This is a genomic window from Peribacillus sp. JNUCC 23, from assembly GCF_053653995.1.
Window position 1 is genome coordinate 706161 of record NZ_CM132202.1, and the last position, 21852, is coordinate 728012.

Genomic DNA, 21852 nt, shown 5'->3' on the forward strand with positions numbered 1-21852 from the left:
TCCTAATACAAGAAAGGCTGGGGGTGATGTGGTTATTCGAGTAATGGGTGCATCCTTCATTCTACATTTGTTATAATAATGGAAGATTTGTATAAAATGGAGTTGGGTAAATGGTAACGATTGCTGATATTGCAAAAATGGCGGGTGTGGCTAAGAGTACAGTTTCACGGTACTTAAACGGTGGATCTGTGAGTGAGGAAACGGTGAAAAGAATTGAAAAAGTGGTTCAAGAAACAGGATATTCCCCAAATAAATTTGCCCAAAGCTTGAAAGCGAAGAAAACGAATATCATTGGGACGATTGTTCCCCGATTGGATTCTTACGCGACTTCACAAACTTTGATTGGCATTGATGAGCAGCTAAGAGATTTGGAATATCAGTTAATTATTTCTAACACAAGTCAGGATTTGGACCGTGAAATTGAAAATATTTATATATTAGCCCAGCAAAAGGTGGCGGGCATTATTTTATTGGCAACTATGGTTACCGAGAAACATATTAAAGCTTTGCATGAAATAAAGGTACCGATTTTACTTGTTGGCCAAGAAAATGAAGAATTTCATAGCTTGATTCATAATGATTATCAAGCTGCCCATTCATTAGGGGAATACGTTCTTTCACAAGGACATACTAGAATCGCCTATTTAGGCGTTACAAAGGAAGATATCGCAGTAGGGGTAAAACGTAGAGAAGGATTTATGTCTGCGATGGCAAATAAGGTAGATATTGAAGTGGAATATTTTGAGACAAGCTTTAAGAGTGAAGATGCGATTCATAAAACTCTTGAAATTATTAAGCAGTACAATCCAAGTATCATTGTTTGTGCGACTGATAATATAGCTCTCGGTGCTTTAAAAGCTGCCTATATGAGTGGGTTACAAGTTCCGAAAGCTGTTTCAATTACTGGATTTGGGGGGTATGAAGTAACGGATTTGATCCATCCTAGCATTACAACAGCTAAGTTTTTTTATAAAGAAGCTGGTAATATTGCTGCAAAAAATATCGTAAAATTGGTAAACAAAGAAGAAATAGATCGAGTTATATTCTCAAAATATGAAATAATCAAACGAGAAAGCGTTGACAAAATAATTAATTGATCTTATACTTCGTTTAGAACCGGTTCCAAACAATGTGTTTGGAACGAGTTCTAAACACTACTATTTTTTACGGGTATTTGGAACCGGTTCCACAATTCGCTCAAAGGTGATGAAAAAAATGGATTACAAAAGTACCGCAAAAGATATTTTAGAAGCACTTGGTGGGAAAGAAAACGTAGCAGCGGCCGCTCATTGTGCGACGAGGTTAAGGTTAGTCGTGAACGATGAAAGTCAAATTGATCAAAAACAGCTAGATGAAATGGAAATTGTTAAAGGAACATTCTCTACCGGTGGTCAATATCAGATTATTTTAGGACCTGGAATTGTTAATGAAGTTTACAAGGATTTCGCTAAATTAACAGAGCTTTCTGATATGTCAACGAGTGAAGTAAGCAGTGCAGGGTCGAAGAAAATGAACCCCATACAACGATTTGTGAAAATGCTTTCGGATATTTTTGTACCTATTATTCCCGCAATTGTAGCTGGCGGCTTGTTAATGGGATTGAATAATTTATTAACAGCACCTGATTTCTTCATTGAAGGAAAATCATTAATTGAAGCATATCCAAACATGGCGGACCTTGCTGCACTTATTAATACATTTGCAAACGCTGCTTTTGTCTTTTTACCGATATTAATCGGCTTCTCTGCGACGAAACGGTTTGGTGGTAATCCGTATTTAGGTGCAACTTTAGGGATGTTAATGGTCCATCCGGATTTGCTGAATGGTTATGGGTACGCGAGCGCTGTAGCAAGCGGGGAAGTGCCAATTTGGAAGATATTTGGCTTTGAAATTGAAAAGGTTGGTTATCAAGGAACCGTATTGCCTGTACTCGTTTCATCTTTTATTTTAGCTAAAATTGAAACATTCTTAAGAAGACGAGTTCCATCGGTATTTGATAATTTGGTCACGCCATTGCTCTCGATTTTTATTACAGGAATTCTTACCTTTATCTTAGTTGGACCATTAACAAGAAGTGCTGGTAATGCAGTGACAGATGGACTTGTATGGTTATATGATTCAGCTGGCTTTATTGGCGGTGGGTTATTCGGTCTATTATATGCACCGATTGTTATTACTGGTATGCATCATAGTTTTATCGCGGTTGAAACGCAGTTACTCGCTGATGTAGCCAAAACAGGAGGCTCGTTTATTTTCCCGATTGCTGCCATGTCCAATGTGGCGCAGGGAGCTGCTACTTTGGCTGTATTATTGCTAACGACGAATGCAAAGTTAAAAGGAGTCGCATCTGCCGCAGGTATTTCGGCTTTACTAGGAATTACAGAACCGGCAATGTTCGGGGTAAACTTGAAATTGAGATATCCTTTTTTTGGAGCGATTGTAGGTGCGGCGGTAGGTTCTGCTTTTATTGCATTGTTTAAAGTAAAGGCGATTGCTTTAGGAGCAGCTGGTCTTCCAGGGATTATTTCAATTAAGCCTGGAACGATCACATTCTATATTATAGCGATGGTCATTACTTTTGCGGTTGCTTTTGCTGTGACAATTATTCTAGGGAAACGTGATACAAAGAAAAATGGGGTAACTACATCGTAATACAATACTGGGAGTCACGGGTTTTCCACTATTTCATAATGAGGAGTGAACGATTATGTGGACGAGAGAACAACGCTACCGCCGACTAGAGGAAGCAACGCCAGAAGAGATAGCAAGTCTAATAGAGACGGTTCATGCTTGCCCTTTTAGACAAACATTCCACATTCAACCTCCAATCGGTTTAATGAATGATCCAAATGGCTTGGCTTATTTGGACGGATATTATCATGTGTTTTACCAATGGTTCCCTCTAGGTCCGGTTCATGGGGTAAAATATTGGTATCATATGAAATCTACTGATCTTGTTACTTGGATTGATGAAGGACCTGCGATACGTCCTGATCAAGATTTTGATTCACATGGTGCTTATTCTGGGAGTGCATTAGAGCGGGATGGTGAGCTTTATCTGATGTATACCGGCAATAAACGTGATGAAAATTGGCGACGGTATCCTTCGCAATGCATCGCTGTGATGAACCAATATGGAGAAATTTCAAAGTGGAAGGACCCAGTAATTCCTAAGCCACCAAAGGGATATACAGAGCATTTCCGTGATCCTAAGGTATGGAGGGAAGAGGCAGGTTTTTGTGCAATTATCGGCGCGCAACGTGAAAATTTGACAGGGACCGTCCTTCTGTATAGCAGTCCGGATATGAAAAACTGGAAGCTTGAAGGGGAATTGGAAACAGATCTGCCAAACTTCGGTTATATGTGGGAGTGCCCAGATTATTTTGAACTAGACCATTCTGGTGTGCTTATCTTTTCCCCACAAGGAATTGAACCAAAGGATGACGAATTTCAAAACATCTACCAATCAGGTTATCTGATTGGTGAAACATTGGATGTGGCGAGCAGGGAGTTTCGTCATGGAACATTTAAAGAACTTGATCGAGGATTTGATTTTTATGCTCCACAAACAATGATAGGCTCGAATGGTCGAAGAATACTAATCGGCTGGATGGGATTACCGGAGATTGATTATCCGACAGATAAAAATGGCTGGGCCCATTGTCTGACGATTCCTAGAGAATTATCGATTCAAAATGGAAAACTAATTCAAACGCCAGTTAAAGAACTGCAAGCATTAAGGAAACAAAAGATAGAGATCCAGGCACATATTGAGAATGAAAGCAAATCCTTTGAGGGGTTGACTGGAACTGCTTTTGAAATGAAAATAAAGATAGCAAAGCTTGATGCTGCAGAATTCGGTATTGAATTTCGCGCAAATGATACAACGAAAACAGTGCTGACGTACGAAGCAAAGCGTAAAAGAGTACTTCTAGATAGAAGTCTTTCTGGAGAGGTTGTCGGGATCGAGTACGGAACAAGACGTGCTTGTTCATTGGATTCCGAATTAGTAACGGTTCATCTTTTTGTTGACGTTTCTTCCGTAGAAATATTTATCAACGACGGTGAGGAAGTCTTTACATCTCGGATTTTCCCAGAAGCAGATGGTCAAGACATTCGGTTCTTTGCCAATCAGGGAAGTATGGAAATGACGGTTGAAAAATGGGAGATATAAGTAGAAAGAGAGGGCTTTAAAATGGGGTCACTTTATTCAATAGGTGAAGTATTAATTGATTTTATTCCACTCCAAAAGGGGCTATCCTTAAGGGATGTTGTTTCATTCGAACGTGCTCCCGGTGGCGCACCTGCAAATGTTGCAGCAACAGTAGCGAAGCTTGGCGGTGTTGCCCATATGATTAGTAAAGTGGGCGATGATGCTTTTGGTGATTTTTTGAGGAATCAATTGGAAGAAGCAGGTGTTAGGACGGACAAATTATTAACAACGAAAGAAGCGAATACTGGATTAGCATTTGTCTCGTTGCGTGAAGATGGCGAAAGAGATTTTTCATTTTACCGTAAACCTTCCGCAGATTTGTTATTCTCAGAATCTGAAATTGAAGAAGAGTGGTTTTCAGAAGGAGATATTTTGCATTTTTGCTCTGTCGATTTAGTGGAAAGTCCAATGAAATATGCGCATAAAAAAGCGATCAAACAAGCACAGGCAAAAGGAAGTCTTATCAGCTTTGACCCGAATGTGAGGCTGCCATTATGGGATCGTCCAGAAGCATGCAGAGAAGCCATTCGAGAATTTATCCCCATGGCGGATATAATCAAGATATCTGATGAAGAATTAGCTTTCGTTACAGGGCTTGAAGATGAAAGTGAAGCTATTTCTTCGCTCTTTAGGGGTCATGTTAAAGTGGTCATCTATACGAAAGGTGCTGTGGGTGCTACTCTTTATGGCAGAGACTTTTCTTATACTTCAAAGGGGTATTCTGTAAATGTTCAGGATACGACTGGAGCAGGTGATGCTTTTATTGGCGCATTCCTACAGATTTTATTAGAAAATGGAATAAAACCATCTCAGCTTGAGGAATTCTCAAGGAAGCATCACAAGGAGCTTCTTGCATTTTCAAATGCTTGTGGTGCACTTACGACGATGGGAAAAGGAGCCATTGGTTCTCTACCTACAAAAGAACAAATCATGGAACTCGTGACTAAAGGGTAATTGTTTTTAAGATAAGAGGTTTGTAATTGAGTCAAAATCAAGAAGAACAAGGTGCATGTTTCAAACGAATGCACCTTGTTCTTTTATATATTCTGAATGATTAGTTAATTCTCAAACGGTTTAATTTGCCGATATAGTTGCTCGGTTACGGGTAATTGGATTCCCACTTTTTCTGCAAGCCGAAGTGCTCCGCCTTGTAGGTGCTCGACTTCTAGAGTGTGTTCTTTACGGCGATCTTGATGCATGGATGAGGTGGATTCCTCTGGAAGCTTATCGAATTGTTTCATAAATTGAGCGACGTGTTCCTCATTAATAGCGACTCCGTTTGAATTCGCGAGCCCCTTCATTTCTAGAAGTACTTGGTGAATGAGTTTGAATGTATCGGGATATTTCCGTATCGTTCCAATTGAAAAGTTGGTTGCTGTCGTGACCCCTGAGAAGGCGGTAATGAATATATATTTTTTCCATAATTCGAGCATAATGTCTTTAGAGTAGTGCGCATCCATAATGGCATTGTGTGAAATTTCTTCAAGTTCTCTACAAATAGTTTGCTGAGAGGGGTGGAGAGGCCCAAATAAAAAATCATGGCTGCTGCTCGTATGGACAACATGCCCTTTTTCATCCAGTGTTGTAATGATGTATGCACTGCCGCCAATTACAGCTTCTTCACCTAACTCTTCTTGAAGAATGGCGATATGTTCAAGTCCGTTTAATAGAGGGATCACTTTAGCACCCCTATCGACTAACGCTTTAAGGACAGGAATGGTTCCCTGTAAATGGTAGCCTTTAACAGCAAGGACGACGAGATCGGGGTCTGTTAGCCCATTCAGGTTGTCTGTGAAATGAAGGTCATTAAACACATAATTACCGTGTGAACTAGTAATATATAAACCATTCTCACTCAAAAGCCTTGCTCGATTTTCACGTACGAGAAACTGTACATGTTGACCTGCTTCTTGCCACCTTGCACCATAATAAGCCCCTATTGCGCCTGCACCAATAATTACGATATTCAAAGATAAGCACCCCGCTTTTATTATTTCAAGCTTGAAACGATCCAAGCTTCTTTATCTTATCATTTATAGGATTTGTAAAGTGCAAAATTGTAAAAAAAAGCTAATTTTCAAATATACAAAACAAATATGGTGTTGAAGCGTCACCATTTACCACGCTACACTCACCTAATCACAATGGTGGCGGTGCGGAGCCGGATTTTGAAGCGGGTGACCCTTTGTTATGGGACAGCCTCATCTGCAAAGTAGTTTTGCTATATGAGTAGGTCGCGAAGCCCCGTCACCGCGTCCTTCATACAAAAAAGAGGATGTTTATAGACATCCTCTTTCCGCTAATTATAAATTCGAATGTTTACGTTTTTTACACCCCAATTGAGTGCATGTTTTTTTGATGGCATAAATACGTCGATCTTTTTCCCTTTAATGGCGCTGCCTTTATCAGCTGCGATGGCATATCCATATCCATCGACATAAACCTTCGTACCAAGTGGAATGATTTTAGGATCAACGGAAATCACTTTAAGTGATGGGTTTTTCTTTAAATTCAATCCAGTTGATGTGATTCCACTACACCCTTTGCAATCTGCACTGTAGGCAGTCGCTTTAATGGTCATGGTTTTATATGTGTTTTGCGTTGCTGCTTTGACTTGAACTTTCTTAGCTTGTGTTTGCGTCGCTGACACTGTTAAAATTTGTTTCGGTTTGATTGTAGTACTCTTTAGATTATTCCAAGTTGTAATTTGCTTAACTGTTACTTTATGTTTATTAGCTATGCTATAGAGTGAATCGCCTTTTTTGACTTCATATGTACTCGCCGATGCAACGCCGGAAAACCCAAATACTAGAAAAAACGTAGCTGTTAGATAGACTAGATATTTTTTCAAAATGATAGTCTCCTTTGTTAAAATTTAATAGCCTTAGCATAACAGGAGAGTATGACAGCTATATTTCATTCTAATAGTAATTATGTTACAAAATAGAGACAAATCTAGTTTTTTTGTAATATTACAGATTATTTTTCCATGGAATTAGGTAGAAAAAGCGCGATAAAGCATGGATTTTTCCGAATTTGTAAGAGGTTAGAGGGAGGCGGTTATTAGTTGTTGTGAAATTAAACTAAATATTTCGACAAATAACTTCGCTAATTAGTTAGCATTTTATATATGTAAAACGCTGATCAATACTCCCGCCACTTCATTTTCTAACAAAAATTTGAAGTGGGGGGGTTCTAACGTATCGAACATTTCTGAACGCTTAACGTACGTTGCGTTGACATCGTGGTGTGCTATAAACACCCACCCCCTCTATCCCATTGGTCTTGCCGTTGGGACTTCTTTTTTCAGCTTATTGGGTTCACACAGTTGTGTACCTCGGCTGTTAGTTTTAGCTGGAACATTTTACGGTACGAAGCCTTCCTCGTACTAACCTCCTATGTTCAGTTGTCAATGAACAATCTGCTTAGGAATATTGTGCCGTAAGAACAAGTGTTTTGCTACGCCCTTCGCATTCCTTGAGGAAGGGGTACTCTTGTCTGAAGTTGATAGAATAGATCAGATACCAACGTAACTTTCAATTTAGTAAAACTCGTTTTGATATCTATTTTTTGATTGCGGCTCGAAAAGTGTCCGTTTTGGCGTGCAAATCTCATTTCTGGCTTGAAAACCCCTCATTCCCGCGCATATTCTCAATTCCGAATGGCAAATGCCTTTTTCACATTTTGCTTTTGAGGGAAATGACCCGAAATCGGGTATTTTCTGTAATCTATTGATTTTGCTACGAATTTTTTCATGAGAATGAAAACGGTTTAAAAAATCGTTGACATAGATGTATATACAAGTTAATATGAAAGCGTGATCAATATATGTATATACAAGTTATGAGAAGCTTGGTATAAGTGAACTTATACCAGGAAGTTAGGGGGAGAAAAGATTGAGCAAATACAAAGAACCAGCAAAAGATCTTTTGAAACATATCGGAGGCAGTGATAACATTTCTGTTGTAACACATTGCGCGACAAGAATGCGATTTGTGTTAAATGATCCTGAAAAAGCGGATATTGATCAAATTGAGGAGATTAAGCTTGTAAAAGGAACATTTACACAGGGAGGTCAGTTTCAAGTCATTATCGGCAATGAGGTTTCAACCTTTTATAATGAATTTATCAAAATGGCAGGTGTCAGTGATACATCAAAAGAAGAAGCAAAAGTCGCTGCCAAGCAAAATATGAATCTTTTACAAAGAATGATTTCCCATCTAGCTGATATTTTTACTCCATTAATTCCGGCTCTCGTTGTCGGAGGGTTAATTCTTGGCTTTCGAAATGTGATTGGGGATATTAAGCTTTTAGAAGATGGGACCAAAACATTAGTCGAGGTATCTCAATTTTGGTCGGGTGTACACGCCTTTCTTTGGTTGATTGGTGAAGCTATATTTCATTTCTTACCGGTTGGAATTACGTGGGCCGTTGCAAGAAAAATGGGGGCTTCGCAAATCCTTGGAATTGTCCTAGGGATTACGCTTGTATCGCCTCAGCTTCTGAATGCATATGGAGTTGCGGAAGCTACGGAAATTCCTTTCTGGGACTTTGGCTTTGCGCAAATCGAGATGATCGGTTATCAGGCTCAAGTCATTCCAGCCATTCTAGCAGGTCTAGTCTTTTCATTTTTAGAATTAAAGTTACGTAAAGTAGTTCCAAATTCGATTTCAATGATTGTCGTTCCGTTCTTATCATTAGTGCCAACGGTTTTACTTGCCCATATTGTTCTTGGTCCAATCGGTTGGCAAATTGGTTCTTGGGTTTCTGATATCGTTTATTCAGGATTAACTTCGGCATTTGGCTGGTTGTTTGCAGCTGTATTTGGATTTATCTATGCACCTCTCGTCATCACCGGTTTACATCATATGACGAACGCAATTGATTTACAGCTTATGAGTGAGCTCGGCGGAACAAACCTTTGGCCGATGATTGCCTTATCTAATATTGCTCAAGGATCTGCCGTGCTTGCTATGATTTTCATTAATCGCAAAAATGAAGAGGAAAAGCAAGTATCCATTCCAGCTGCCATTTCCTGTTACTTAGGCGTAACGGAGCCAGCGATGTTCGGTATTAACTTAAAATATGGTTTTCCGTTTTTAGCGGCGATGATTGGATCTTTAGTTGCCGCAGTCATTTCAGTAGGTAGCAATGTGATGGCTAACTCAATCGGTGTTGGGGGAATTCCAGGTATCCTGTCTATCCAGGCTCAGCATATGGTCGTATTTGCACTAGCAATGGTTGTTGCCATTGTCATCCCGTTTGTGTTAACCATCGTTTTCGCTAAAACAAATACAGGAAAAATATCTTTTAAGAAATCCCGTTCATTAAAAGCTTGAATACAAAACAAATATGGCGTTAAAACGCCACCATTTACTATGAAGGATGTATCATGTAGCACACAACACTCGCCTAGTCTCAATGGTGGCGGTGCGGAGCCGGAATTTTGGATGCTTTCTCGATAAAATCAGTATACCTGATAAATAGATTGCTATATTAGTAAGTCGCGAAGCCCCGTCCCCATGTCCTTCATACAAAAGGAGCTAATTATTGGTTACTCCTTTCTTTTAAAATAAGAATGTCCTATAAAGGGTCAGACCTAGCACTAAAACACAATAATCGTGTATAGAGTGTGGGGTCAGACCCTTCCTGAGATAAACTTTTTAGTTTACTTACAAAACAATGACAACCTAGAAATGGCGGTGTTCACAATGAACGAATGGTGGAGAAAGTCTACTGTTTATCAAATATACCCGAAGAGTTTTAATGATACGACTGGAAGTGGTGTTGGCGATATCCAAGGAATTATCGAGAAACTTGATTACTTAAAAAATCTTGGCATTGATGTGATTTGGCTAACTCCGATTTATCAATCTCCGCAGTGTGATAATGGCTATGATATTAGTGATTATTATTCCATACATGAAGAGTATGGAATGATGGAAGATTTCCATGAACTCCTAGAAAAAGCGCATGATTTAGGCATTAAAGTGATTATGGATCTTGTTGTCAATCATACGTCTACTGAGCATAAGTGGTTTAAGGAAGCTGCGGCATCGCTTGATAGTCCATATCGTGATTATTATATTTGGAAAGATCCGAAAGATAACGGTGAGCCGAATAATTGGCTGTCTAAATTTGGAGGACCTGCTTGGAAGTATGATGAAAAAACGAAACAATATTATCTTCATCTTTTCGATGAGGCACAAGCAGATTTAAACTGGGAAAATCAAAAGCTTCGTCAAGATATCTATCAAATGATGAATTTTTGGTTTGAAAAAGGAATTGACGGTTTCCGACTTGATGTCATTAATTTGATTTCTAAAGATCAAAGCTTCACAGATGATGACGGCTCCATACTTCCAGGGGATGGTCGGAAATTTTATACAGATGGACCTCGGGTTCATGAGTTTTTACAGGAAATGAATCGAGAAGTATTGTCACATTATGATAGTATGACAGTCGGTGAAATGTCCTCGACTTCGATTGAAGACTGTATCTATTATTCCAATCCCGACCGCAAAGAATTAAGCATGACGTTTAACTTCCATCATTTAAAAGTCGATTATCCGAATGGTGAGAAGTGGGCAATTGGTGATTTTGACTTTTTTGCATTGAAAAAAATCCTCTCAACCTGGCAAACTGAAATGCAGCACGGTGGTGGTTGGAATGCATTATTCTGGTGTAATCATGACCAACCCCGAATCGTTTCCCGCTATGGCGATGATGGTACGTATCACAAGCAATCTGCAAAAATGCTTGCGACAACGATCCATATGATGCAAGGTACCCCGTATATTTACCAAGGTGAAGAATTTGGCATGACGAATCCGAAGTTTAATCATATTGAGCAATACCGTGATGTCGAAACCCTTAATCATTATCGAATCATGAAAGAGGCAGGTCGGACAGAAGAAGAGGTCCTTACGATTTTTCAAGAAAAGTCACGGGATAATTCCCGGACCCCTGTACAATGGAACGATGAATCTCAAGCAGGTTTTACAACAGGTACGCCTTGGATTCCTGTTGCTTGCAATTATTCTGAGATCAATGCAGAAAGGGCGATGAAGGATCAGGATTCGATTTTCTATCATTACAAAAAATTAATTGCACTGCGTAAACAATACCCAATTATTACGGATGGGGAGTACCGTTTACTTGAGGAAAATCATCCTAAACTTTTTGTATACGAACGAGTGTTAGAAAATGAACGGTTACTTGTGATCAATAATTTTTATGGAGAAACGGCTAATCTATCTATCTCTTCTGAACAATTGAGTGATTATCAAAATGAGATTTTGCTTTCAAATGTAGAGAATGCCCCTAATCTGACTGCAAATATGAAAATTGGGCCATACGAATCCTTTGTTTATCATTTGAAAAAGAAATGATAAAATGAAAGTTCAGCAGTAGGGATATTTATCCTAATGTGCATGATTAGTTGAATCAATCGGGGATGTATAGGCTGTTTCCCCAGAATCAAATGAGAATGGTGATAATGGGTGAAACAGAATAAATTCATGAAAATATATGAAGATATTGCAGGTCAAATTAGAGATGGTCGAATCGCAGGCGGTGCAATGCTACCGTCGGAAAATGAGTTAGCTGATTCGTATTCAGCATCAAGGGAAACCATTCGCAAGGCATTGAAGATGCTTTCTGAAGAAGGCTATATTCATAAAGTACAGGGGAAAGGTTCCATCGTTCTCGATGTGACAAAGTTTGACTTCCCGATTTCAGGACTCGTCAGCTTTAAAGAGCTTTCGAAAAAAATGGGTCAGCGTGCAAAAACCTTTGTTGAAGAGCTTGAAAAAATAAAGCCGCATCACGACCTCAACCATAAAATGAAGCTTGGAAAAGATGAGCTAATTTGGAAAGTTAATCGTGTCAGAGAAATTGATGGTGAGCGAATTATCTTAGATAAGGAATTTCTCGTTGAAAAGTTTGTCCCCACCCTTACGAAAGAAATTTGCCAAGATTCCATATATGAATATCTTGAAGGAGAATTAGGACTCACGATCTCTTTTGCAAAAAAAGAAATAACGATAGAAGAACCGTCAAAGGAAGATCGCCTCTATTTAGATTTGGAAGGTTTTCATAATATCGTAGTTGTCAAAAACTATGTGTACTTGGATGATGCCAGCATGATTCAATATACCGAATCCCGCCATCGTCCAGATAAATTCCGTTTTGTCGATTTTGCTAGAAGGAAATAAAGTTACAAGGTTACTTTAAAGTTGTAATAATTAAATTGTATACATGAACACATGGCTTTTCATAATGAATGAGTCATGTGTTTTTTGTTGTTTAAACGATGTACACCCTGCAACAACTTAACATCCAAGAGCTCATCACACTCTATTTTGGGGGCACTTAAAAGAATGTGAACATGTTGTTATTCGTATGTGAATTTCCACATAATATAAAGAGGTAGTGAAGGAATACTATTGAATATAAACCTTCATACAAACAGTGGTACGACTTATATTAAAGGAATTAAGTGGTTTTCGAGAAAGCTACATATAAAACTTCTATTAGCGGGATTCTCCTAAACAGGAAGTATGAAAAATAAGGTGGTGGGGATGAATTTGAAAAGTAAAATTAAGATTTGTGTACTTGTTCTGTTTGTATTCATGTTTACTTTGGTTCAAGATATGAAGCAGGCTAACGGGCCTGTTCTAGCTACGAGTGGTAGTACATTCGAGCAACAACTTCACCAACTTTTAGCAAATGAAAAATTATCTGGAGCCATTTCAGGCATTAGTATCCGCTCTTCAGAAACTGGTGAGATTATCTATGAAAATGGTGGAGATATTAGGCTGCACCCAGCTTCGAATATGAAACTACTGACAGCTGCAGCAGCACTGGAAACGCTTGGTGAAAATTATGTGTTTAAAACAGAACTTTTTACAGATGGAGTTATGAATGGTGATGTTTTGTCAGGTAATTTGTACATTAAAGGAAAAGGGGATCCAACATTACTTCAGGCGGATCTAGAAACACTAGCTACGATGATTAAGAATAAAGGAATTAAAACGGTTGTCGGCAACGTGATTGGTGATGATACTTGGTATGATCGTGAACGATATTCGGCCGATATGATTTGGAGCGATGAAAGCGAATATTACGGTGCAGCCATTTCCGCATTAACGATAGCGCCGAATAAAGATTATGATTCTGGTACAGTCATTGTTGATGTGACTCCAGAAATGAAGGCAGGTGAGGGAGCGACTGTGAAAGTCACGCCGCAAACAGAATATGTCAAAATCGTTAATTTGGCCGAAACGGTGGCGCAAGATGGGGAAAAAGAGATCAAAATCGTTCGTGAGCATCATAGTAACACCATTACGATAACTGGAACGATCCCTGTTAAATCTAGTCGGACGAGACAATGGGTAGCAGTATGGGAACCAACTGTTTATACGGCTCACGTGTTCCAACATGCTTTGCAAGCCCAAGGAATTAAACATGTTGGGTATGTAAAAGCAGGGAAAGTACCAACTCAGGCAAAATTGCTCGCAACGCATGACTCAATGCCGTTAGCTCAGTTGCTCGTCCCTTTCATGAAATTGAGCAATAATGCACATGCAGAACATTTGGTAAAGGAGATGGGCAAAGTCATTCATGGTGAGGGAAGCTTCGAAAAAGGGCTTGAAGTGGTTGAAAACACCGTTCAATCGCTCGGGATGAACCCTGCATCTCTCAAACTTCGCGATGGCTCGGGTATATCGCAAATAAATTTAATCCCGGCCAATGAACTTACGAAATTACTCTATGCCGTTCAAGCAGAAGGTTGGTATCCGGCTTTCGTATATTCATTGCCTGTGGCAGGCGATAGTGACCGGTTCATTGGCGGCACACTGAGGAATCGGATGAATCATACCTTTGCAGCAGGAAATGTCCAGGCGAAAACGGGTACGCTGACAGCGACGAGTGCTCTTTCCGGTTATGTTACAGCGAAAAGTGGCGAACGTTTCATTTTCTCAATCCTATTCAATAATTTCGTTGACGGAGATTCCATTACAAAAATACAAGATGATATTGTAGTCCTGTTAGCGGAGCAAGAATAAGTTTGCCCCGGCGTGCCGGGTTATCTTGACGTGGGGAACAGGGTGACAATTGAACCGTTAGAAAATGAATTAGAAACCCTTTCAAGAGTTACCCGTAATTAATAGATAGAAGGGGGATTCAGAATGGATAATCAAACTTTATACTTTAACGATAACTTTTTCTCTTCAGGAAAAACCATTATTTATGATGAGAATAAGACACAAGTGGGCGAATTGGATTTAAAGAGTGCTTTTTCTTCAAGTGTAGATGTGTTGAATCAGACAGGAAGCATCAGTGTTAGTGGAAAGTTCCGAACACTTCGTAATAGATGGCTCGTAACAGATTATCATCAAAATGAGCTCGGAGAATTGCGTCAAAGATTTGCTTTCTTCTCCAAAAAATATGAATATAACGCAGGCGAACGGGGAGTGTATGAGATTAAGTCTGAAGCTTTTTCCCACCAATATGAGATCTTTGATAGTCAATCCAAGCTTGTAGCCAAGTTTGAGAAAGTGAGCGGATTTTTCTCATCTGCGGCGTATCGCTTGAGCTCATATGAGGAATCCATGCCGGCTTTGGAATGGATTGCGGTCGTGATGGGAGTGAATGCGATCATAAAACGGAATAACAGCGCGGCGGCGAATAGCGGTGGTGCTACGTAATGATGCCAGGCTGTAAGAGAGGGATGGTCATAGCATCGAGATACTACATTTCTCTCTCTAAATTTGCCAAGAAACATTCTCTTCTGCAATATTAATAGGTGAATCTGTAATCTTCAACGTGTTGACTAAAAAGCCAATACTAAAGAATGTGGTGCTTTGGAGTTTTTTTCTTGCTATGATCTTACAGGCTCAAATGTTCCTTCCATATATTTAGGTACGAAGTTTGAGTAGAAAAAAATATGTGTACATAAAGCAAATTGTAGTATATCTGTCTAGAAGGGATGATACATATGTTTCAAACGGTAGAACAATTAATAGAAAATCCGGTATTTTATTTTTTTAAGGAGATTTCGAACATTCCGAGAGGGTCCGGAAATGAAAAGCAAATCAGCGATTATTTAGCCGGTTTTGCGCGGGAGCGGGGTCTTGAAGTCGTACAAGACGAAGCGCTCAACATCATGATTAAAAAGCCAGCTTCTAAAGGCTATGAAAATGCATCAACGGTCATTCTCCAAGGACATATGGATATGGTATGCGAACTGAATAAAGGAACGGTCCATGATTTTGAAAAAGATCCAATAGAATTACGAATCGAGAACGATATGTTGTATGCGAACGGGACAACTTTAGGAGCAGACAATGGAATTGCGGTTGCCTATGCACTTGCTTTATTAGATGCTGATCATATCGCCCATCCTGCTCTAGAAGTAGTTATTACGACAGAAGAAGAGACGACAATGAAAGGGGCACTTTCTGTTGACCCAACGCACTTCAAAGGGAAAGTATTCCTCAACCTTGATTCTGAAGAAGAGGGCAAACTGCTTGTTAGTAGTGCTGGTGGGATTTGTGGGAAGCTAAGTCTTCCAATCAACTGGGAAGCTGCCCCTAAAGCTGCCGATTCATATCGTCTAACCATTGGGGGACTGCGCGGCGGACACTCTGGCATGGAAATTGATAAGGAAAGAGGAAACGCCAATAAATTGCTGGGTCGCATATTATATGACATATCCAATGAAATTGCATATACAATAAGTGGAATTGATGGCGGCTTGAAGCCAAATGCCATTCCTCGGGAAGCAGAGGCCATTCTTGTAATTGAACGAGAGGCTGTTGAAAAGTTAACAAAGAAAATAGCTGAGTGGAATCGATTGTTGAAAAATGAATTACAAGCTGCTGACCCAGGTGTATATGTAAATCTTGAAAAATCCTCCCTGGAAGAAAAAGTATTTTCAAAAGAAACGTGTGAACGGATTGTACAAGCAATTATGTTAACACCATCTGGCATCCAAAGTATGAGTATGGATATTAACGGATTAGTTGTGGCTTCAACCAATTTAGGTGTTATCACGGCAACCGATTCGGAAATATCCTTTCTAAATGAAATTCGCAGTTCGGTAAGAAGCTTAAAAGAGCATATTTTAAATCAAGTAAAGGTCATTGCACAGACTGTAGACGGCAAGGTTGAAACGAGTGGAGACTATCCTGAGTGGGCATATCATTCAGAATCGGCCATTCGTGACCTGTGTAAAAAAGTATATGAAAAGAGATATGGAAAAGAAGCAGAAATCATTGCTATCCATGCCGGTATCGAATGTGGCGTTTTTACTGAGAAGATTCCAGGCCTAGACGCCATTTCTTTCGGTCCTGATATGTTCGATGTCCATACGCCAAATGAACATCTTAGCATTCCGTCCACAATCCGTACGTGGGAATACTTGCTTTTTGTACTCGAAGAAATGAATACACTTGGCTAAAGCAGAAAAATATAGTTAGAAAGGCGCCCTCTGAATTGGAGGGCTTTTCTTATTTTTAGGCATATGTTAAACAATATTGTTAAAATGAGCCGAAAATCAACAGCGTTATATAACATAGCCTTTTTTAAAACCATTCTTATCATAGATTCAACAGCAATAAAAGTAAATGATGGTGAAGCTTCGGCAGATAAATAATTCACAATCCGTCTTAAAAGTCCAACCCTAAATATAAGCAGAACATAACATGATCATAGATATTCATTTATGTAGGAGGAGACTAATAGTGGCTCAGATAGGAAATTGCTGTAATGATCAGATTGTAGGTGTGAATGATGCATTATGTTTTACGATTGTTTTAGATGATACAAATGGGACGGCTATAGATCTTTGGAATGATGCTACTACATTTGTCATTAATGGAACAATTATGGTAGAGAATAATGGGACGATTGGGGTTGCACCAACAGCTTCCCTTACGGTAAATGGAACGCCAGTTGGCGGATTTATTGTCGAACCAGGTGAGGCTAGGTCCATTACTATGAATGATATAAATTCAATTGGAATCGTAGGAGCAGGAGGAACTCCAGTAGGTTCAACAGCAAATGTTAAAGTATCTTTCTCGTTAAACTATAAGTTCTGATTTCAAGAGAGTGAAAGGAGGATGAAATTTTGTCCCCTTTGACTGTATATTCTGGAATCTATCAATTTGGAAAATTATTAGAAAGTAGAGAGCGTTATTATGTGTGCGCAAATTTTTTCATCTGGCTGCAATACAGGAGTGACAGGACCAACAGGGCCAACCGGACCAACAGGGATAACGGGACTAACTGGAGTAACAGGATCAACGGGGCCAACAGGAGTAACGGGAGCAACGGGAGCAACAGGGTCAACGGGAGCAACAGGGTCAACGGGAGCAACAGGGTCAACGGGAGCAACAGGGCCAACGGGAGTAACAGGGGTAACGGGAGCAACAGGAGTAACAGGGCCAACGGGAGCAACAGGGCCAACGGGAGTAACGGGAGCAACAGGAGCAACGGGAGCAACAGGGTCAACGGGAGTAACAGGGGTAACGGGAGCAACAGGGCCAACGGGAGTAACGGGAGTAACGGGAGCAACAGGAGCAACGGGAGCAACAGGAGTAACAGGGCCAACGGGAGTAACAGGGCCAACAGGAGTAACAGGGCCAACGGGAGTAACAGGGGTAACGGGAGCAACAGGGCCAACGGGAGCAACAGGAGTAACAGGGCCAACGGGAGCAACAGGAGTAACAGGGCCAACAGGAGTAACAGGGCCAACGGGAGCAACAGGAGTAACAGGACCAACGGGAGCAACAGGGCCAACGGGAGTAACGGGAGCAACAGGGCCAACGGGAGTAACAGGGTCAACAGGAGTGACAGGGCCAACGGGAACAACAGGGCCAACAGGATCAACAGGAGAAACAGGGCCAAGTGTGACAACTAACTCTATGTATGCGTCTAATACAATTGGAAGTACTATTGTATTACTGCTAGGGGGGACCAGCGTTCCGCTTCCTAATAACCAAAGCTTAGATGGGTTTACCGTCAATGGTGCTAACACTACTTTTACCGTTCCTGTGACAGGTCGCTATTACTTGACCTATCAAATAAATACAACAGTTGCACTACTTGCTGGTTCTAGACTGATCTTGAATGGTACTACGCCAATACCAGGTTCAATTGTATCCCCAGCGGTATCTACATCGAATTATAATAATGATGTGATTGTATCTTTAACAGCAGGCGATACCATTTTACTTCAGTTATTTGGTTTGATCGCGACTGTAATCTTAGTAGGGGGAGGAGCTACAGGCGCTGCTCTAACCATTATTCGTTTAAATTAAGGCTGGTTTTTCGTTATATTGGATTAATCAATCAACCTATAAATTGAGCCAAGATTACTTCCCAAAAACGCATATATCATGTATTCATCGACGGTTCTCAATGTTTGAATTGTCTATATGAGAAGGGATTTGGCTCTTTTATAGGTATAATCCTTTTTCTAGTTTTATCTTAGCATTGTATTAGAAGAACATCTGTCTCCACTTTATCGTTTACAAGGGTGGACGATATTCGCTTCAACTACTACATTTGCATGACCTAACACTTTCACATGTTGCTGTAATTCAATTGAGAGGTCGATTACGTAATAAACATCTTCGTGTACGCTTGGCAAAAGAGTAGCGTGACAATAAGCTTTTTCAATTATACAGACAATTGTTGTACCAATTGGTGCACACAGGAAAAAACTTTCTTCAAATAAAAAAGGAATCGGCCCTGTATAACAGTTGTCATCATCATGTTTGATACAAACATATCCTTTTTTCTAAGCTTCACTTTTTGAAGTAACATTGTTTTTCCACTTGGTAATATTACTTTTCTATTTGTTCTCCCCGATACACCCAGAACTTCTTCACATTCAATCACTTCATTGAAACAACGATTTGTTTCGTTTCCACATTGATCAATAAAAAAGCATTCAACTTTTTAATTCCCCTTAATATCCTTTTTTTCTCCATTTAAATATGTCACTTTTTTATTTATTACCATGTAAAACTTCCCCTTGATCCCTTGCTTCGAATCCGTTGTAATAGAAAGTGATTGAAGTTTTGCTATTGTAACACTTTTGGACCGACCATTAAGAATGGAAAAAAGGAATTTATCGTTAACAAAAACATTTATAACGCAATCATTCTTTGAATCATTTGAAATCCATATTGTGCTCGTAATATTGGAAGGGGAGGCATCTTCCCATAGTAAGGTAGGCTCTTGCTTACTATCTTCCATGTGAAAATTTCTACATATTTCTTCTTTTATTATTTTTACTTTTTTTTATGAAAACAGGATTTTTAACCTGAATCGTTGAACAATGAACAAGCCAATCGAATACTTTTGTTAGATGGACACAATGGGTACCAGGGTAAGTTACTTGAATTTCAGACATGTAATCCCCCCTGTGCTATATATTTAATTTATGAATGTTTTCTGAATTGGTTTACGAACTGTATAAAAAAGTCATTTTGTTTAATGTCAAAATGAAGAAACCATTAGAATGATTTTTTGTACACAAGGGAGTGAGGTGAAGTCATTAAAGTTTGAGCTAAAAAACTATAAAAAAACGGAATATTCTATAAGTTAATGTTGACAATTAAGGTATGAATTAATATAATTGTGGCAATATGAATTGAATGCGAATGGAAAGCGAGTGAGAGAAATGGCAAATCAAATTGAGAATACACAATTAAGCTTTGGACAGAAAGAGGCACCTGTAAAGGTTGAAGTGTTTTTGAATTTAACATGTCCTTATTGCGCTACATTTTATGGGATTGCGGAAGAGGTTTTAAAAGACTATTTAGCTAATGGACAAGTTGAATTTATTGTCAAACATTATGACAAGCCTAGAGAGATGCTGTTAAATGGAACGTTAATCAACTTATTCCTAGATTATGAGGATCCTTCGCGCGTAAAAGAAATTTTAAAGGAATTATTTGCAACACAAGGACAATGGGATCAATTGAACAATCAAGATATTAAGAAGCTATTAGCTGAAAAATATCAATTAAAAGAAGAACCACGAAATACCGAAATTAGCTTGAGTGTAACTGCAGAGGCCATCCGAAGAAATGTGAAAATGGTGCCTACAGTTTTTATCAACAATAAAGAATATCAATATCCTACAGAATTATCGGCAGATGAATTGAAAACGACAATCGAGGCGGCACTAGAAAATAGCATACTCACTAGTTAATTACCTCGTATAAAATACTTAATTCAACAAAAAAATCAGACAAGAGAATTTGACTTTCTCCTGTCTGGTTTTTTATTTTACCTCTATACTCAATACCATATTGAATATACCATGGTACCTCATTTATGTTGAAATGAAATTGAAATTGCGAAGATTTCTAATAGCACAGCAGTTAACCTTAAAAAAGGATCATACACTGTTTTATTCATACCTTAGCTAGCAAGTTGTTTTTTCGGACTATACATGTAGTTACTTAGTAAAATAGATGCTAAACTCAATATCAAGAATAGTAATCCCCCTAATACGATGTATTGTGTGCCCATACCTGATATAAATAATCCACCTACCGCAGTACCAATTGTTATCCCTAAATTACCGCCCGATAGAAACAATCCATTCGCGAAATCAGGAGCATCTGGAGCCGCAGATGTAATCCAATATTGGCTAACTATGTGTCCTATAGCAAATAACATTCCCAATAACAAAATAGTTATCATCATAGGTCCAGTGGACTTCCCTGTTAGGAGTGATAATAGATAAACGATTCCTAATCCGATGGGTAAAGATATTACAGTTTTTGAGGCGTTTTTAGTAAGTAACTTTCCTCCTGCAAGGGTTCCAATCAGACTTGCCAAACCTAATAATAATAACACCAAACTTAATGTTTTCCCCGATATATTAGTAATGGTTTCAAGGTACACTGCAATGTAACTATTAACACTAGATATTGCAGAACCTATAAATATGATTGTAAGAATAGCTAACCAAGTAATTGACTTTTTTAATACGCTTAATTGAGTTCCATAAGAAACTCTTTCCTTAACAGGCATGGATGGTACAAATAGCAATGTAGATATGAATGCCATAGCGTTAACGATAGTAAAGAAAACAATAGCCATTTCTAAGGAAGTTTCACTAGCAATATAATTAGAGACTGGTATACCAAGTACCATACCTGCGGTCACACCCAACATTACTTTAGAAACAGCCTTTGGCGATTCTTCCTTACTAACCGAGGTAGCAGCTACTGTCAAAGCTAATGAACAATAAACTGGATGAAAAAAGGCTGGAATCGTACGAGCAATTAGTAAAATGGTAAAGTTTGAGGCAAATATTGAGATAATGTTCCCCAGAACGAAAACGCCAAGTACAAATAACATTACCTTCTTACGATTTATACCTGAAAACAATAACGGCAAAATGGGACCAGATATTGCAACAGCAAGTGCAAAGAGACTCACTAGCAGCCCTGCTTTGGATACACTGATATGAAAGTGATCAGCAATTAAAGGTAATATACCGATAACCCCCATTTCAGTAGTTAAGATGCCGAAAACTCCTATGGTCAATATAAATATAAGCAAATTATTTCGTTTAGCCATAAAATTTTATCTCCTATCTTCATTTA

18 protein-coding genes are annotated in these 21852 nt (G+C 39.1%); 13 read left to right on the top strand and 5 right to left on the bottom strand.

Annotated features, from left to right (window positions below; translation table 11 throughout):
* The first annotated feature begins 110 nt into the window (after positions 1-110).
* The 4 genes from JNUCC23_RS03475 to JNUCC23_RS03490 all read left to right on the top strand — a co-directional run bounded on the left by JNUCC23_RS03475 (position 111) and on the right by JNUCC23_RS03490 (position 5167).
* Positions 111-1097, top strand: a complete 987-nt coding sequence (locus JNUCC23_RS03475) for a LacI family DNA-binding transcriptional regulator (RefSeq protein ID WP_062184411.1) — start codon at positions 111-113, stop codon at positions 1095-1097.
* A gap of 118 nt (positions 1098-1215) precedes the next feature.
* Positions 1216-2652, top strand: coding sequence for a sucrose-specific PTS transporter subunit IIBC (locus JNUCC23_RS03480; RefSeq protein ID WP_403074657.1), 1437 nt, complete (start codon positions 1216-1218; stop codon positions 2650-2652).
* 52 nt (positions 2653-2704) lie between these two features.
* Positions 2705-4174: a glycoside hydrolase family 32 protein gene (locus JNUCC23_RS03485; RefSeq protein WP_454215975.1), complete on the top strand. Its 1470-nt coding sequence runs from the start codon at positions 2705-2707 to the stop codon at positions 4172-4174.
* Positions 4175-4195: 21 nt separating this feature from the next.
* Positions 4196-5167 (top strand): PfkB family carbohydrate kinase, encoded by a 972-nt coding sequence (locus JNUCC23_RS03490; protein WP_454214320.1) that lies wholly within the window; start codon positions 4196-4198, stop codon positions 5165-5167.
* A 104-nt stretch (positions 5168-5271) separates the two neighbouring features.
* On the opposite strand, the gene JNUCC23_RS03495 is transcribed toward JNUCC23_RS03490, so the two are convergent.
* Both JNUCC23_RS03495 and JNUCC23_RS03500 read right to left on the bottom strand, forming a co-directional pair.
* The gene (locus JNUCC23_RS03495; protein ID WP_454214322.1) at positions 5272-6183 is read right to left on the bottom strand and encodes a ketopantoate reductase family protein; all 912 of its coding nucleotides are present in this window, start codon (positions 6181-6183) and stop codon (positions 5272-5274) included.
* A gap of 329 nt (positions 6184-6512) precedes the next feature.
* Positions 6513-7064 (bottom strand): 3D domain-containing protein, encoded by a 552-nt coding sequence (locus JNUCC23_RS03500; protein WP_403074651.1) that lies wholly within the window; start codon positions 7062-7064, stop codon positions 6513-6515.
* 1045 nt (positions 7065-8109) lie between these two features.
* Between JNUCC23_RS03500 and treP the strand changes: the two genes are divergently transcribed.
* The 8 genes from treP to JNUCC23_RS03540 all read left to right on the top strand — a co-directional run bounded on the left by treP (position 8110) and on the right by JNUCC23_RS03540 (position 18540).
* Positions 8110-9552 (top strand): PTS system trehalose-specific EIIBC component, encoded by a 1443-nt coding sequence (gene treP, locus JNUCC23_RS03505; RefSeq protein ID WP_403074649.1) that lies wholly within the window; start codon positions 8110-8112, stop codon positions 9550-9552.
* A 372-nt stretch (positions 9553-9924) separates the two neighbouring features.
* The gene (gene treC / locus JNUCC23_RS03510) at positions 9925-11604 is read left to right on the top strand and encodes an alpha,alpha-phosphotrehalase (protein WP_454214325.1); all 1680 of its coding nucleotides are present in this window, start codon (positions 9925-9927) and stop codon (positions 11602-11604) included.
* A 129-nt stretch (positions 11605-11733) separates the two neighbouring features.
* Positions 11734-12429: a trehalose operon repressor gene (treR, locus tag JNUCC23_RS03515; protein ID WP_062185089.1), complete on the top strand. Its 696-nt coding sequence runs from the start codon at positions 11734-11736 to the stop codon at positions 12427-12429.
* 372 nt (positions 12430-12801) lie between these two features.
* Positions 12802-14283 (top strand): D-alanyl-D-alanine carboxypeptidase/D-alanyl-D-alanine endopeptidase, encoded by a 1482-nt coding sequence (gene dacB, locus JNUCC23_RS03520; protein ID WP_454215977.1) that lies wholly within the window; start codon positions 12802-12804, stop codon positions 14281-14283.
* A gap of 123 nt (positions 14284-14406) precedes the next feature.
* Positions 14407-14925: an LURP-one-related/scramblase family protein gene (locus tag JNUCC23_RS03525; protein WP_062184387.1), complete on the top strand. Its 519-nt coding sequence runs from the start codon at positions 14407-14409 to the stop codon at positions 14923-14925.
* A 290-nt stretch (positions 14926-15215) separates the two neighbouring features.
* Positions 15216-16679: an aminoacyl-histidine dipeptidase gene (locus JNUCC23_RS03530; protein ID WP_454214327.1), complete on the top strand. Its 1464-nt coding sequence runs from the start codon at positions 15216-15218 to the stop codon at positions 16677-16679.
* 283 nt (positions 16680-16962) lie between these two features.
* Positions 16963-17319 (top strand): DUF3992 domain-containing protein, encoded by a 357-nt coding sequence (locus tag JNUCC23_RS03535; protein ID WP_454214329.1) that lies wholly within the window; start codon positions 16963-16965, stop codon positions 17317-17319.
* Positions 17320-17418: 99 nt separating this feature from the next.
* The gene (locus JNUCC23_RS03540; RefSeq protein ID WP_454214331.1) at positions 17419-18540 is read left to right on the top strand and encodes a BclA C-terminal domain-containing protein; all 1122 of its coding nucleotides are present in this window, start codon (positions 17419-17421) and stop codon (positions 18538-18540) included.
* Positions 18541-19183: 643 nt separating this feature from the next.
* On the opposite strand, the gene JNUCC23_RS03545 is transcribed toward JNUCC23_RS03540, so the two are convergent.
* Together JNUCC23_RS03545 and JNUCC23_RS03550 are read right to left on the bottom strand one after the other, a co-directional pair.
* Positions 19184-19483, bottom strand: coding sequence for an S-Ena type endospore appendage (locus tag JNUCC23_RS03545; protein ID WP_454214333.1), 300 nt, complete (start codon positions 19481-19483; stop codon positions 19184-19186).
* Between the two features lie 10 nt (positions 19484-19493).
* Complete coding sequence (locus JNUCC23_RS03550; protein ID WP_403074634.1) at positions 19494-19640, bottom strand: hypothetical protein; 147 nt, start codon at positions 19638-19640, stop codon at positions 19494-19496.
* A 270-nt stretch (positions 19641-19910) separates the two neighbouring features.
* Here JNUCC23_RS03550 and JNUCC23_RS03555 point away from each other — a divergent pair, with 270 nt between their 5' ends.
* Positions 19911-20444, top strand: coding sequence for a thioredoxin domain-containing protein (locus JNUCC23_RS03555; protein WP_403074632.1), 534 nt, complete (start codon positions 19911-19913; stop codon positions 20442-20444).
* Between the two features lie 212 nt (positions 20445-20656).
* Here the strand turns inward: JNUCC23_RS03555 and JNUCC23_RS03560 are convergent, their stop codons facing one another.
* Complete coding sequence (locus JNUCC23_RS03560) at positions 20657-21826, bottom strand: MFS transporter (protein WP_454214335.1); 1170 nt, start codon at positions 21824-21826, stop codon at positions 20657-20659.
* Between the last annotated feature and the right edge of the window lie 26 nt (positions 21827-21852).